Origin of the sequence: Aliivibrio sp. S10_S31 (genome assembly GCF_014694495.1) — a bacterium.
GTDB lineage: Bacteria > Pseudomonadota > Gammaproteobacteria > Enterobacterales > Vibrionaceae > Aliivibrio > Aliivibrio fischeri.
In genome coordinates this window covers 167212-180344 of sequence record NZ_JAAUWR010000006.1, presented here as the reverse complement: position 1 = coordinate 180344, position 13133 = coordinate 167212, and the positions used below count along the sequence as shown (strand labels likewise).

Below are 13133 nucleotides of genomic sequence, written 5' to 3'. Positions count from 1 at the left end.
TAAATCATGGCAATTTTTAAATACAGCGGAAGAAATCTTCGAGGAGAATCAGTTTCAGGATCTATTGAAGCGACATCTCAAGAGTCTGCTGCTGAGCAATTGATGAATGATGGAGTGATTCCTACAGGGATAAAAGCCAATAAATTTGGTGGAACATCTCGTTCTATGGATTGGAAAAAATGGTTGCAACCAAGTATTCCTTTAGAAGTTTTGGTTATTTTTTGTCGTCAAATGTACAGCTTAACCAAAGCTGGCGTGCCTCTACTGAGAGCAATGAATGGTTTAGCTCAGAACAGTAATAACAAATTATTAAAAACAACATTGGAAGAGGTGACTGCTGATTTAACTAACGGGCGGAGCTTGTCTGTATCTATGCAGCAGCATCCACAAGTGTTTAGCTCTTTGTTTGTTTCAATGATTCATGTTGGTGAGAATACCGGTCGATTGGATCAATCTCTCATGCAATTGGCTAATTATTACGAACAAGAAATGGAAACCCGTAAGCGAATTAAGTCAGCAATGCGTTATCCCGTATTTGTTTTAACTTTTATCTTACTTGCGATGTTTGTACTAAATATCAAAGTGATCCCTCAGTTTGCAGGAATGTTTGCTCGTTTTGGTGTGGAGTTACCATTACCAACTCGAATACTTATCGCAACATCGAGTTTCTTTGTTAATTATTGGCATTTATTAATTGGCGCAATGACTGGCGCGATGTTTGCTTTTCAAGCTTGGATTAGCCGAGCTGAAGGCCGAGAAAAATGGGATAAATTTCGATTACGCTTACCGATTGTTGGTGGAATTGTGACTCGAGCTCAAATGTCACGTTTCTCAAGAACATTTGCACTGATGTTGAAGTCGGGGGTCCCATTAAATCAATCCCTTGCATTATCAGCAGAGTCTCTAGGGAATAAATATTTAGAGAACCGATTGCTAGAAATGAAAGCAGGCATTGAATCGGGTACCAGTATGTCAGCGACAGCGGCACAAAGTGGAATCTTCCCCCCTTTGGTGCAGCAAATGATCGCGGTTGGTGAAGAGACGGGTCAAATAGACGATTTATTATTAGAAGTCTCTGATTTTTATGATCGTGAAGTGGATTATGACTTGAAGACGCTAACTGCACGAATTGAACCTATTCTATTGGTCATCGTGTCAGGCATGGTTTTGATTTTAGCACTAGGTATTTTCTTACCGATGTGGAACATGTTGGATGTAGTAAAGGGAACCTAATTATGTCAGCAACCCGAATTTTATGGGGCGCGCTTGTCATTATCTTATTGGCTGTGATTTTTATTAATTGGGAGCAAATTGAACCTGAAGTAGAAGATACAGCAATCATTATGACAAGCAGAGAGATACTCTCTTCGGCAAATGAGTTTAAAAATTATTGGGTTGTTAATGGGCAACCTAAGACAATGGTAAAAGATGGTATCGACGTTAATTTTAGTTCTTTAGGGTGGCCAATTGTACTTAAAGAAGATGATGGGATTGACTGTCTACAATGGTTACATCTTTTATTACCCAATAAAGACAAAATTTATGCGGACAGCATCGAAATTAAAAAACCGGAATTAGTAAAAAAAGAGCAGTATCGTTGTGACTATAGTATGGCAAATGGTAAGGTGGTTTCGGTAATGTTAGTAAAAGATGCATTAAAAGTAAGTGTCGGATTTATAGATAAAAAATAAGTGGCAAATTTTTGACGAACGCCGTATTTTTTTTTGTATAATCCCTTACAATTCATGGAAAAATTAAGATAGAGAGAAGCAGTACAATGAAGACACAAAAAGGTTTCTCACTGGTTGAGCTAGTGATTGTAATTGTTGTAATTGGTCTATTAGCTACAGTGGCATTACCTCGTTTTTTAGATGTCAGTCTTGAAGCGAAAAAAGCGAGTATTGAAGGTGTCGCAGGTGGCTACGCCACGGCTGTTCTTTCTGCAAGAGCGCAGTGGGAAGCGGAAGCTCGACCAAAAACCGATGGTTATAATGCGGTTAGCTATGATGGTACTGAGTTTTGGTTAACGGATCCTTCTCAAGCTAATCAAGCAAACTACCGTCCAGGTTATCCAATTGCACCAAGAGAAGATTTGGATGGTAATGATACGGGAAGTTACCCTGCATCATTAACATCAAAAGAGTGTATTTTGTTGATGGAAATGTTGTTACAGAATGCACCGCATGTGACTGATGATAAAAATGATAATGAAGGTAAATATCTGGCTGAAGTGATCAGTGAGAATAGCCGTAGTCAATGTAAATACACACAACAAGAAAATGAAGGTCACTTTTTTACTTACGAGCCTGAATCAGGTCGTGTTGTCGTGACATTACAATAAGTAATTTAAGCGCTTGTAGATGAGCTAGGATAGCGATATACGGGTGAATAAATCTGTTTTAACCGATGGTGTTTTGACAGTTTGCGTTAATAATTTTTGGGTTTTAACAATAATGATGGCACTGGTTTGGTGCTATCGATTTTATAATAAAAGAGAGAAGTAACATGAAAAGACAAGGTGGTTTCACCCTTATCGAGTTAGTGGTTGTTATCGTGATTTTAGGTATTCTTGCAGTAACTGCTGCACCTAAATTCTTAAACCTGCAATCTGATGCGCGTGCATCATCTCTGCAAGGTCTAAAAGGTGCAATGGCTGGTGCTGCTGGTATCGTTTACGGTAAAGCAGCGATTGATGGTAAAGAAACGGCTACAGTAGAAACTGATGTTGATGGTATTGCTACAAAATACGGTTACCCAATGGCTAAAGATACAGGTATTGGTGAAGCGGTAGTTGGTCTATCAGAAGACTGGAGTAGTGCAGTATCTGGTGCAACTTTAGTTGTTGGTTTTAAAGCTGACTCAGCAACAGCTGCAACAATTACAGCAACTAATTGTTTTGTTACATACGGAGAAGCAACAACAGTATCTTCTGGCGTATCAACAATCGTTATTGATACTGGTTGTTAATCTAATTCAACCTCTTTAGTTAAAAACCAGCGATCTCCGCTGGTTTTTTTGTATCTAAAAATAACAAACCATTCGCTATATCTATAATTTCCGTTATCCTAGTAACAGGAGATTATAAGGTAACGGATGATGACTTTTCCTCTCAAAAAAAATCAAATAAAACAACGACAAAATAGGAATGGCTTTACTTTGGTTGAGCTTATCGTTGTGATCTTGCTACTTGCGATTATTGCAGTTTACACCGCCAGTAAATACTTGGGAGCAAGCCGTTTTTCATCGGCTGCAGCTCAAGAGCAAGTGTTGTCTATTTTGCGTCATGTTCAAATTGCATCAATGCAAACGAATACTTCTCATATCAATAATGCGTGTCGTTCGGTTCTTACATCATCGAATCAATTTGGTGTGGACTCTGCGTGCCAAAATCAAGGTATGGCGAGTGCGGTATTATCCGATTACTCCAAAGAAAATGATCGTGAAAATCTGGATATGATCCGGTTAAGTTATGCTTTTAATACGGCAAGTGGTGCAGTAGCAATTTCAGCTCTTTCGTTTGATTTATTAGGACGACCAACAATTCCGGCATCATCTGATTTGACTCTTTGCACTCAAGAAGATTGTCGTATCACGATTACAACGCTATCAACAAATGAAAGCCGCTCTGTTTGTATTAATAATGAAGGCTTTATGTATCGTTCTTTGCAAAGTACGAGTTGTGAAATATGAAAGGGGACTTGAATGCACAAAGAGGGTTAACCTTGATTGAGTCGATCGTAGGTATTGTGATCTTAGGGTTTGCATTATCGGTATTGGTATCTGGTGTGTTTACTTCTTCTTCCACTTCTCATAAAGCGACTTATCAAGCACAAGCTGCCACGCTTGGCCACTCTGTAGTGACGGATATTTTAAGTCGTCAGTTTGATGAAAATAACGATCCTAATGGTGGTCAATATCGATGCGGTGAAAAGAATGACAGTGGTACGTTAATTAACTGTTCGTCGAATTTAGGTAAAGATGGGGGTGAAACTATTGCAGCCACATTTAATGATGTTGATGACTTCATTGGTTGTTGGGGAGAGGTTTCTGTATGTTCTTCAACTAGCTTGCCGCAATATCAATTAGGTGATCTTATTGGGGCTTCTAATGCCGATGAATATAAAAATTTTACGGTTGAAATTGTGGTTAATTATAGCAATGTTGATGGTTCAAATACGGTAATAACACCGTATAAGCTTATTAAAGTAACCCTATATGGAAGCCACCATGCCAAGTATTCTTTTAGTGCGTATCGAGGTAATTACTAATGAAACGTGCATTAGGGTTTACGTTAATTGAGCTTATTTTAACCATTGTCGTTGTCGGGCTTGTTGCTTTGGCGGCAAGTAATACACTACAACTTGGTTTTCAAAGTTATAACGACAGCATTGATCGTCAAGATAATCAAATGCAGGCTAAATTCTTAATTGAAAAGTTAAGTCGTGAATTACGTCATGCCGTTCCTAATAGTGTCGAAGTTACCTCAAATAATCAGTGTATTAGTTTTGTTCCTATTGAAAGTAGTGCATTTTATTTGTCTTTTCCTTTGATAAATCAAAAAACAATCGACGTAGTTTTATTGTCAGAAGTTCCTTTGAATACGAATAATCTACGTTTGATAATTAACCCAAGTACCCAAGGTGATTTACTTCAAGAAGAAAACCATCGATACGTAACGGTAGATAGCATTGGTATTTCTGGTGGTGTATCAACAGTTACCTTTTCAAGTAATAATAATCCAGCCTTCATATCAAATTCCGTTTCTGAACGCGCATTTTTCTATCATCCTAATCCTATCGAATATTGCATAGTGGGAGATGGTGTTTTTCGCTCACATACACAACTCATTAATCAGGTTCATAGTGGTCATTTCTCTTTTGAAAATGCATCAATTCAACGTAATAGCATAATGAAGTTAGTGTTAGCTTTTAAAAATGACCTTGGTGAAATTACTCAATATCAACATGATGTGCAGGTGATAAATGTTCCCTAATAAAAGAAAGCAAAAGGGTAATTTGTTGGTTATGTCCATTGTTGTCATGGTGGTGGTGGGCTTTTTATCTCTTAATTTATTAAAAGTGGAAAGCAGTAATCATGACACGCTTTCTAAAGAAGTCTTGGGTACTCAAGCGTGGTTTTTAGCGCATTCGGGTGCTGAATGGGGGCTAACTCAACTTTTTCCTATTGGTGTTTCTGGTGCTAATACAAGTATCTGTAATGGCGAGGTTCGTCGTCCTAATATGAGAGTGGATGAGAGTGGCTGTAAAGAAAAGCCAGAAGTGGTATGCGTGACAAATACGGTGAATTATCACAGTGAAGAGATTCAATATTTTAAAATTACAAGTTCAGTAACTTGTGGTTCTGGTATTGATCAAGTCACACGAGTTCAAGAAGTATGGGCAAAGGAGATTAATTGATGAACATAGCATGGCGAGTAATATTGATTTGTTTATCTTTGGTTTCTTTATCTTCGTTGGCTCAAAATTTCACTATTCCACCTCAACAATGTGATGCATTTAATGGGATGCAGACGTGGAAAGATAATCCGGTAAACCTAATTACTATGGAAAACCATGCAGTAGTCTCAGGGGGCGGGAGTATTAAAGGGCAAGTAAGGTTTACCAATGACATTGTTAATCAATATCCTGGATTTATACCAGAAGTGCCTATCGAACATGGATTATGTGATGGGAAAAGCTGCTCTCTATCTAATGATAGTGATTTACCTGATTTTTTGAATTTTAGTTGGCAAGTTTCTTCAGAAGCTCGAGTTATTAATGGATATGATTCAAATTGGGATGATCAAAAAGTTTTTCAGAGAACTACATATTTTAAGAACCCTTATGGTATAGGGAGTCATACGGGGTTTAGCGTTAAATCATCACATACAGTGTTATTCAAATCAGGAGAATATTGGTTTGATGATATGAGAGTTTTAGGCAATATTGAAATTGAAGGAGATGTTATTTTTCATGTTCAAGATAAGATCGATTTTGCTAGAAATGTAAATGCGAATAATGGAGGCACTCTTTTTATCTACTCCTATAAAGACAGTGGGTGTGAATCGACTATTGATATTTCACCTCATCAACCTTTAGTGAATCAAGATTATAGTTTGAATTTAAATACTGACGCTTATGTTAATGGTTATATATATACCAAAGGTTCCATGACGTTAACTAATGGTGCAAAAGTTAAAGGAGCGATTACTGCTTGTCAGGTTGCTATGAGTAATGATTCTGAATTTATTCATGAGCCTCTTACAAATTGTGGGGCAAATAGTTATCAACTTGTCATCTCCCCAACTTCAGGTAAAGGCCTTGCTTGTGACGGTATAGAAATTGATTTTTCTCTTGTTGATACCAATGGTGATGTGGTTGAAGGTAAAGGACAAGAATTACAAGTATCCAGCGCCCCTGTTGTTATTGGAGATAGAAATTCAGCGTGTTGGAGTGATGATGGAAATATTACTACTTCCGAATGTAATCATGTTAATGATAGCCGTTTTGAAACGGTGTTTCCATCAAGCGGCCCTGCTGTGGTTACTCGATATATTCATAGTAAATTCTTAAATTCTTATAACGTTTCAGCCAGTGTTAGTAGTGAAAATCTAACTACGACAGAAGGACCGTATGAGTTTATCGCTAAAGCAATCAGCATTGTTCCATCTGAAGGTGTTGATGGTTCTGATAGCAATCAAGTAGCAGGGCGTCCTTATCCTTTTAGACTGAAGATTCGTGGTAAAGAAAACGGAAATGGCAACATGTTAAATTGTCATATTATTAAAGAAACGACGGACATAGATGTTACTTTTTCGAATTCAGTCTTACCAGCGACGAGTAATGAGAGCATTGAAATCAAGAAAGAAGGCAGCAGTTGGGCTGAAGCAAACAAAAGTTTATCGATTTCATTTGTGAATGGTGTTGCCGGTGGAGATGAAAATCAAGCTGATGGTTCTCTTCAAGCTCGATTGAATGATGCTGGAAAGGCAAAATTAACAGCCAGTGCAAATATTCAAGGTGATACGTTTACGACCTCAGAGCAATTTTATTTCCGTCCTTTTACCGCAGCATTGTGTGATCAATCATCTACATTACCGTCTTATACCGATGAGCTTAATGGCGCTTACTTGACTTCTGGAACTGATTTTAATGCTTACTTAAAAGCGGTGAATTGGATTAAAGAATTAGATTCTGGAACTTATGGAAATGGAATTCCAGATCATGATCACCCATCTTTAGTTTGCAGTCAGACTGTGACGCCAAGCTATATTACTCATAGTGAAGGGAGCGCTAAGTTAAGTCTATCTTCTCAAGTATATTACCCACAATCAGGTGCTATCGGCGTTGTTACTGTTGATGGACAACCTATTGCTGATTTTAATAAAGAAGTGACAAGTGAGAACCAAAATTCATCAACTAAGATAAATTGGAATGAAGTAGGTACATTAAGTTTTGATGTTTTCCAGAATGATTACTTTAACCGTTCAGGGTTTAATATTCCGTCAACGACTTCTAAGGTAGGACGCTTTTATCCTGCGTATTTTTCTATCACAAATACCGAATGGGATTATCCTCAAAACCAAGGCACATCTGAGGGTAGTTTTGTATATATGGATCAATTTTTTAAAAATGTGGATTTTCAAGTGACTGCTTATAGTGCTTTAGATTCAGAGGTCACCAACTATGCTCAGTTTAACAATGAGTTAAAATCTAGGTTCTCATTGGTTGGGGAATATGCTTCTCGCTTAAATATTAGTGATGTGGATTTAGATGAAACGCATTGGAATGATAAGGCTGTGTGGCAAGTTACGAATTTAGATCATGCTGTTATGTGGTCAAAAAAAGAGGGGGCACCTTCATTTGGAAATCGTACTACGGTGGTCGATGGCCCGTTTAATATATCGGGGTACTCAAGTTCAGAAATCACAAGTTTAGGCCTAAAAATTGGTGGTGTAGATCCTGTTACCTTCATTAAAGATCAACAATTAGTAGAGGCAGAACTTTTATCTCAACCGGATGTTCGTTATGGGCGAATGGTATTAGATAATGTAGGCGTTGCTTCAGGACAATCTGTATCAGTGCCCCTTAGGGTTGAATATTGGGATGGTCAGCGTTTTATTTTAAGTAAAGAAGATGACGCAGCCGTATTTAATGGTTCATCTTATTGTAAGCAAACTATTTGGCCAGAACCTGATAAGGAAAGCGCTGCGAAATTAATGGGAACTGGTGGCATTAAATCTGGTCTTAACTCAATTGATCTAATAGCAGAACCCGATAACAATCAATTAAGAGAGCAGATCCGCTTTTGGTTACGCTTATCTGAAGGTTCGCCACAATTAAGTGAAAAGCATACACATTGTGAATCAAAACCATCGGGTTTATACCTACAACCTTGGTTACAATTCAATTGGCGGGGCAAAGGAGATGAAGATCCTTCGACGCTTGTCACTTTTGGGATGTATCGAGGTAATGATCGTGTTATTTTTCGTGGTGAAAGTAACATTATTGGTACTTCTAACTAAAAAATGAATAAAAATCCTGATTTGCTTCAGGATTCTGTAGCAATACCTTGCTGATTCGGCTAGGCATTGGTACATTTAATAAAATTTATCTTATTCTCACGTTTTCAGGAAATACGAAGATTATGTTCAAGAAACTTCGTGGCATGTTTTCAAACGATCTATCGATTGATCTAGGTACTGCCAACACACTTATCTATGTAAAAGGTCAAGGCATTGTTCTTGATGAGCCTTCAGTGGTTGCTATTCGTCAAGATCGTTCAGGTTCAGCTAAAAGTGTAGCTGCCGTTGGTCATGATGCAAAACAGATGCTAGGCCGTACTCCTGGTAACATTTCTGCAATTCGCCCAATGAAAGATGGCGTTATTGCTGACTTCTATGTAACTGAAAAAATGCTTCAGCACTTCATTAAGCAAGTGCATGACAACAGCGTGTTACGTCCAAGTCCTCGCGTATTAGTTTGTGTTCCTTGTGGTTCTACACAAGTTGAGCGTCGTGCAATCCGCGAATCTGCACAAGGTGCGGGCGCGCGTGAAGTGTTCCTTATTGATGAGCCAATGGCTGCTGCTATCGGTGCAGGTCTTCCTGTATCTGAAGCAACAGGTTCAATGGTTGTTGATATCGGTGGTGGTACAACAGAAGTTGCAGTTATCTCTCTAAACGGTGTGGTTTATTCATCGTCTGTACGTATCGGTGGTGACCGTTTTGACGAAGCAATCATTAACTACGTTCGTCGTAACTACGGCAGCTTGATTGGTGAAGCAACGGCTGAACGTATTAAACATGAAATCGGTTCAGCTTACCCTGGTGATGACGTATGTGAAATTGAAGTACGTGGTCGTAACCTTGCAGAAGGTGTACCTCGTAGCTTTACACTGAACTCGAACGAAATCCTTGAAGCACTTCAAGAGCCTCTATCTGGTATCGTATCTGCAGTAATGGTTGCACTAGAACAGTGTCCACCTGAATTGGCTTCTGATATTTCAGAACATGGTATGGTATTAACAGGTGGTGGTGCACTACTTCGTGATTTAGACCGTCTTCTAACAGAAGAAACGGGTATTCCAGTAGTGGTTGCTGAAGAGCCTCTAACATGTGTAGCTCGTGGCGGCGGTAAAGCATTAGAAATGATCGATATGCACGGTGGCGATCTATTTAGTGAAGAGTAATAACAACTAACGGGTGAGTGGATATGACTCCAATCTTTGGTAGAGGTCCTTCTCTACAATTTCGCCTGTTTATTGCAGTAATGGTATCGGCTAGCCTAATGTTAGCCGATAGTCGTTTAAATGCCTTTTCCGACATACGTTACCTATTAAATAGCTTTGTTTCCCCAATTCATTATGCGGCAAACCTTCCTCGTACAATGTTTAATGGCATGTATGAACGGTTTAATAGCCGTAATACCCTCATGCTTGAAAATCAGCGTCTTAAGCAAGAAATGTTTGTTCAAAACAGCAATTTATTGCTAATGGAACAGTTGAAACAAGAAAATAGCAGTTTACGTAATCTACTTGGTTCACCATTTATTCGTGATGAAAAAAAGATGGTAACGGAAGTAATGGCGGTGGATTCCGCGCCTTATACACATCAAGTGATGATCGATAAAGGATCTGTTGATGGCGTATATGAAGGTCAGCCAGTTATCAGTGATAAAGGTATTGTTGGACAAATTAACTATGTTGGAGCACATAACAGCCGAGTGTTGTTATTAACGGATGCAAATAATGCAATTCCAGTGCAGGCAGTTAGAAATGATATTCGTGTTATTGCATCGGGCAAAGGTCACTTAGATATGATGCAACTTGAGCACATACCAACAAATACTGACTTAAAAGTTGGGGATTTATTGGTAACTTCTGGTTTAGGTCAACGTTACCCTGAAGGGTATCCAGTTGGGTATATCTCTAAAATAGATAATGATAATAAACGCCCATTTGCTTCTATTGATATAGAAACTACGGTTGAATTTGATAAATTGCGTTATTTATTGCTTGTATGGCCAACAGGAAATGAACTAGCACCAAAGGAGGTGTCTGATGGCGAGTAGTCATTTAATGCGTGGAAGGGTCATTATTTGGCTCTCTTTTTTAATCGCATTAACTTTACAAGCAGCTCCTTGGCCTGGTGCTTTAGAAGTTCTAAGACCGTCGTGGATCATTTTAGTGACCTTTTATTGGGTGCTAGCTCTACCACATCGAGTGAATGTGGGAACGGCAATGGTGCTTGGTATTTTATGGGACCTATTATTAGGAACCACCCTTGGTATTCGGGGGATGACCATGGCCATATTGGTTTATTTGGTTGCTGCTAACTTTAAGGTCTTGAGAAACTTAGCCTTATGGCAACAAGCAGCAATATTCTCTGGTTTGACCCTATTAGGGAAAATATTAGAGTTTATGGGGGAGTTTTTAGTTCATGATGTGTCTTTTAACGCACATTTTTTATGGGCAGGCGTGTTAAACTTCCTACTATGGCCTTGGTTGTTTTTATTAATGCGAAGAGTTCGCCGTCATTGGTCAATTCGATAGGAAAGCAAGAATGGAAGCGCAAGTTTTCTTAGCGTCAGGTTCTCCGAGAAGAAAAGAGTTGTTAACGCAATTAGGTTATCAATTTGATGTGTTATCGGTGAATGTTGAAGAGATACATCAAGAACATGAAACGGCATTGATGTATGTTGAGCGTTTATCTAAAGATAAGGCTCAAGCTGGCGTTAAAGCGATAGAAAAAACAAAGAGTAAATATACCCCTGTATTGGGCTCTGACACCATCGTTGTTATCGATGGTGTTATTTTAGAAAAACCAAAAGATTTTGAAGATGCTAAGAGAATGCTCTTGGCACTGTCTGGTCGTCAACATCAAGTAATGACTGCTGTAACGATTGCCACACCTGAAAAAATAAGAACCAAAACAGTAATTACTCAGGTATGGTTTAAAACACTTTCTGAACAAGAAATAGAACAATATTGGGAAAGTGGTGAACCTTGTGATAAAGCAGGGTCATACGGTATTCAAGGTAGTGGTGGGCGATTTGTCTCGCGTATTGATGGCAGCTATCACGCTGTCATGGGACTGCCTTTGATGGAAACAGATCAGCTCTTACACCAATTTTTGTAAAATTAGTGAGGTGCTCCAAATGAGTACAGAGTTGTTAATAAATGTAACTCCGAGCGAAACTCGAGTTGCGATGATTGAAGCCGGTGTGCTTCAAGAAGTTCATGTAGAAAGAGAAGCAAGGCGCGGTATTGTTGGTAATATTTATAAAGGCCGTGTAAGCCGAGTATTACCGGGGATGCAAGCTGCGTTTATTGATATCGGTTTGGATAAAGCCGCATTTCTTCACGCCTCAGATATTGTCCCTCATACAGAATGTGTTTCTGAAAATGAAAAACGTCAATTCCAAGTAAGGGATATTTCACAGCTTGTCCACCAAGGACAAGATCTCGTTGTACAAGTAGTAAAAGATCCGCTTGGTACAAAAGGTGCTCGTCTGACAACAGATATTACTCTGCCTTCTCGTTACTTGGTGTTTATGCCAGGGGCAAGTCACGTTGGTGTATCTCAACGTATTGAAAGCGAGAAAGAACGTAATCGTTTAAAAGACACTGTCTCTGATTATTGTGATGAATTTGGTGGTTTTATTATTCGAACCGCAGCTGAAGGAGCGAGTGAAGCTGAGATCTCACAAGATGCTGCTTTCTTAAAACGTTTATGGCATAAAGTAATTGAACGTCGTAAAAAGAATAAAACAAAATCAATGCTTTATGGCGAGTTAGGTTTAGACCAACGCATTTTACGTGATTTTGTGGGCACAGAGCTTGATCTTATTCGTGTGGATTCAAAGCTGGCATTTGAGAAGCTAAAAGAATTTACAACAGAATTCGTACCGGAATTAACAAAGAAATTGGAATATTACTCAGGTGATAAACCTATTTTTGACATGTATGAAACTGAGAATGAAATTCAACGAGCACTTGATCGTAAAGTAGAATTAAAATCTGGCGGCTATCTAATTATCGATCAAACCGAAGCCATGACCACCGTGGACATAAATACTGGTGCTTTTGTTGGTCGACGCAATTTAGAAGAAACCATTTTTAATACCAATATTGAAGCGACACAAGCGATAGCTCGTCAACTTCGCTTACGGAATTTAGGTGGGATCATCATTATTGATTTCATTGATATGCTAAGTGAAGAGCATCGCCGCCGAGTTCTCCAGTCTTTAGGTTCTGCTTTAGAAAAAGATCGTGTAAAAACCAATATTAATGGTTTTACACAGCTTGGTTTAGTTGAGATGACGCGTAAACGAACTCGAGAAAGTATTGAGCATATCTTATGTGGTCAATGTCCTACTTGTGAAGGTCGTGGAGCAGTGAAAACCGTGGAAAGCGTATGTTATGAAATTTTACGTGAAATCACGCGTGTAAACCGAGCGTATGACTCTGATAAGTTTGTTGTTTATGCATCTGTAGCTGTTGCTGATGCTCTAGAAGGGGAAGAGTCTCATGCGTTAGCTGAACTCGAACTTTTTATTGGTAAACAAGTTAAAATTCAAGCTGAACCTCTTTATATCCAAGAGCAGTTTGACGTCGTTATGATGTAAGAGAAA

Annotated in this window: 14 protein-coding genes; all 14 read left to right on the top strand. The window is 38.7% G+C overall.

The window, feature by feature from the left end; genetic code table 11:
* Positions 1 to 6: 6 nt before the first annotated feature.
* Entirely contained in the window at positions 7 to 1233 is a 1227-nt protein-coding gene (locus HC728_RS07530; protein ID WP_190395257.1) for a type II secretion system F family protein, read from the top strand.
* A 2-nt stretch (positions 1234 to 1235) separates the two neighbouring features.
* Positions 1236 to 1691, top strand: coding sequence for a hypothetical protein (locus HC728_RS07525; RefSeq protein ID WP_012533779.1), 456 nt, complete (start codon positions 1236 to 1238; stop codon positions 1689 to 1691).
* Between the two features lie 86 nt (positions 1692 to 1777).
* The gene (locus tag HC728_RS07520; protein ID WP_005417465.1) at positions 1778 to 2341 is read left to right on the top strand and encodes a prepilin-type N-terminal cleavage/methylation domain-containing protein; all 564 of its coding nucleotides are present in this window, start codon (positions 1778 to 1780) and stop codon (positions 2339 to 2341) included.
* 164 nt (positions 2342 to 2505) lie between these two features.
* Positions 2506 to 2967, top strand: coding sequence for a prepilin-type N-terminal cleavage/methylation domain-containing protein (locus HC728_RS07515; RefSeq protein ID WP_065641744.1), 462 nt, complete (start codon positions 2506 to 2508; stop codon positions 2965 to 2967).
* A 126-nt stretch (positions 2968 to 3093) separates the two neighbouring features.
* Complete coding sequence (locus HC728_RS07510) at positions 3094 to 3690, top strand: type II secretion system protein (protein WP_190395256.1); 597 nt, start codon at positions 3094 to 3096, stop codon at positions 3688 to 3690.
* The gene (locus HC728_RS07505) at positions 3687 to 4268 is read left to right on the top strand and encodes a type II secretion system protein (RefSeq protein ID WP_190395255.1); all 582 of its coding nucleotides are present in this window, start codon (positions 3687 to 3689) and stop codon (positions 4266 to 4268) included. Before HC728_RS07510 ends, HC728_RS07505 begins: the two co-directional genes overlap by 4 nt.
* Positions 4268 to 4993 carry a type II secretion system protein J gene (locus tag HC728_RS07500; protein WP_017020152.1) on the top strand — a complete coding sequence of 242 codons (726 nt, stop codon included), beginning with the start codon at positions 4268 to 4270 and terminating at the stop codon, positions 4991 to 4993. Before HC728_RS07505 ends, HC728_RS07500 begins: the two co-directional genes overlap by 1 nt.
* Positions 4983 to 5417: a hypothetical protein gene (locus tag HC728_RS07495; protein WP_017020151.1), complete on the top strand. Its 435-nt coding sequence runs from the start codon at positions 4983 to 4985 to the stop codon at positions 5415 to 5417. The genes HC728_RS07500 and HC728_RS07495 overlap by 11 nt, the downstream gene beginning before the upstream one ends.
* Positions 5417 to 8524, top strand: a complete 3108-nt coding sequence (locus HC728_RS07490) for a DUF6701 domain-containing protein (RefSeq protein WP_190395254.1) — start codon at positions 5417 to 5419, stop codon at positions 8522 to 8524. Before HC728_RS07495 ends, HC728_RS07490 begins: the two co-directional genes overlap by 1 nt.
* A 122-nt stretch (positions 8525 to 8646) precedes the next feature.
* Positions 8647 to 9690 (top strand): rod shape-determining protein, encoded by a 1044-nt coding sequence (locus HC728_RS07485; RefSeq protein WP_005417472.1) that lies wholly within the window; start codon positions 8647 to 8649, stop codon positions 9688 to 9690.
* Positions 9691 to 9713: 23 nt separating this feature from the next.
* The gene (gene mreC, locus HC728_RS07480; protein WP_190395253.1) at positions 9714 to 10571 is read left to right on the top strand and encodes a rod shape-determining protein MreC; all 858 of its coding nucleotides are present in this window, start codon (positions 9714 to 9716) and stop codon (positions 10569 to 10571) included.
* Positions 10561 to 11052, top strand: coding sequence for a rod shape-determining protein MreD (gene mreD, locus HC728_RS07475; RefSeq protein WP_005417474.1), 492 nt, complete (start codon positions 10561 to 10563; stop codon positions 11050 to 11052). Before mreC ends, mreD begins: the two co-directional genes overlap by 11 nt.
* 10 nt (positions 11053 to 11062) lie before the next feature.
* Positions 11063 to 11638, top strand: coding sequence for a nucleoside triphosphate pyrophosphatase (locus HC728_RS07470; RefSeq protein ID WP_012533870.1), 576 nt, complete (start codon positions 11063 to 11065; stop codon positions 11636 to 11638).
* A gap of 19 nt (positions 11639 to 11657) precedes the next feature.
* The gene (gene rng / locus HC728_RS07465; protein WP_005417478.1) at positions 11658 to 13127 is read left to right on the top strand and encodes a ribonuclease G; all 1470 of its coding nucleotides are present in this window, start codon (positions 11658 to 11660) and stop codon (positions 13125 to 13127) included.
* Positions 13128 to 13133: the final 6 nt, after the last annotated feature.

Coding starts and splice junctions, on each gene's coding strand:
- HC728_RS07515 (WP_065641744.1), top strand. CDS start 2,506: ATGAAAAGACAAGGTGGTTTCACCCTTATCGAGTTAGTGGTTGTTATC.
- HC728_RS07520 (WP_005417465.1), top strand. CDS start 1,778: ATGAAGACACAAAAAGGTTTCTCACTGGTTGAGCTAGTGATTGTAATT.
- HC728_RS07525 (WP_012533779.1), top strand. CDS start 1,236: ATGTCAGCAACCCGAATTTTATGGGGCGCGCTTGTCATTATCTTATTG.
- mreC (WP_190395253.1), top strand. CDS start 9,714: ATGACTCCAATCTTTGGTAGAGGTCCTTCTCTACAATTTCGCCTGTTT.
- rng (WP_005417478.1), top strand. CDS start 11,658: ATGAGTACAGAGTTGTTAATAAATGTAACTCCGAGCGAAACTCGAGTT.
- HC728_RS07470 (WP_012533870.1), top strand. CDS start 11,063: ATGGAAGCGCAAGTTTTCTTAGCGTCAGGTTCTCCGAGAAGAAAAGAG.
- HC728_RS07505 (WP_190395255.1), top strand. CDS start 3,687: ATGAAAGGGGACTTGAATGCACAAAGAGGGTTAACCTTGATTGAGTCG.
- mreD (WP_005417474.1), top strand. CDS start 10,561: ATGGCGAGTAGTCATTTAATGCGTGGAAGGGTCATTATTTGGCTCTCT.
- HC728_RS07530 (WP_190395257.1), top strand. CDS start 7: ATGGCAATTTTTAAATACAGCGGAAGAAATCTTCGAGGAGAATCAGTT.
- HC728_RS07495 (WP_017020151.1), top strand. CDS start 4,983: ATGTTCCCTAATAAAAGAAAGCAAAAGGGTAATTTGTTGGTTATGTCC.
- HC728_RS07485 (WP_005417472.1), top strand. CDS start 8,647: ATGTTCAAGAAACTTCGTGGCATGTTTTCAAACGATCTATCGATTGAT.
- HC728_RS07500 (WP_017020152.1), top strand. CDS start 4,268: ATGAAACGTGCATTAGGGTTTACGTTAATTGAGCTTATTTTAACCATT.
- HC728_RS07490 (WP_190395254.1), top strand. CDS start 5,417: ATGAACATAGCATGGCGAGTAATATTGATTTGTTTATCTTTGGTTTCT.
- HC728_RS07510 (WP_190395256.1), top strand. CDS start 3,094: ATGATGACTTTTCCTCTCAAAAAAAATCAAATAAAACAACGACAAAAT.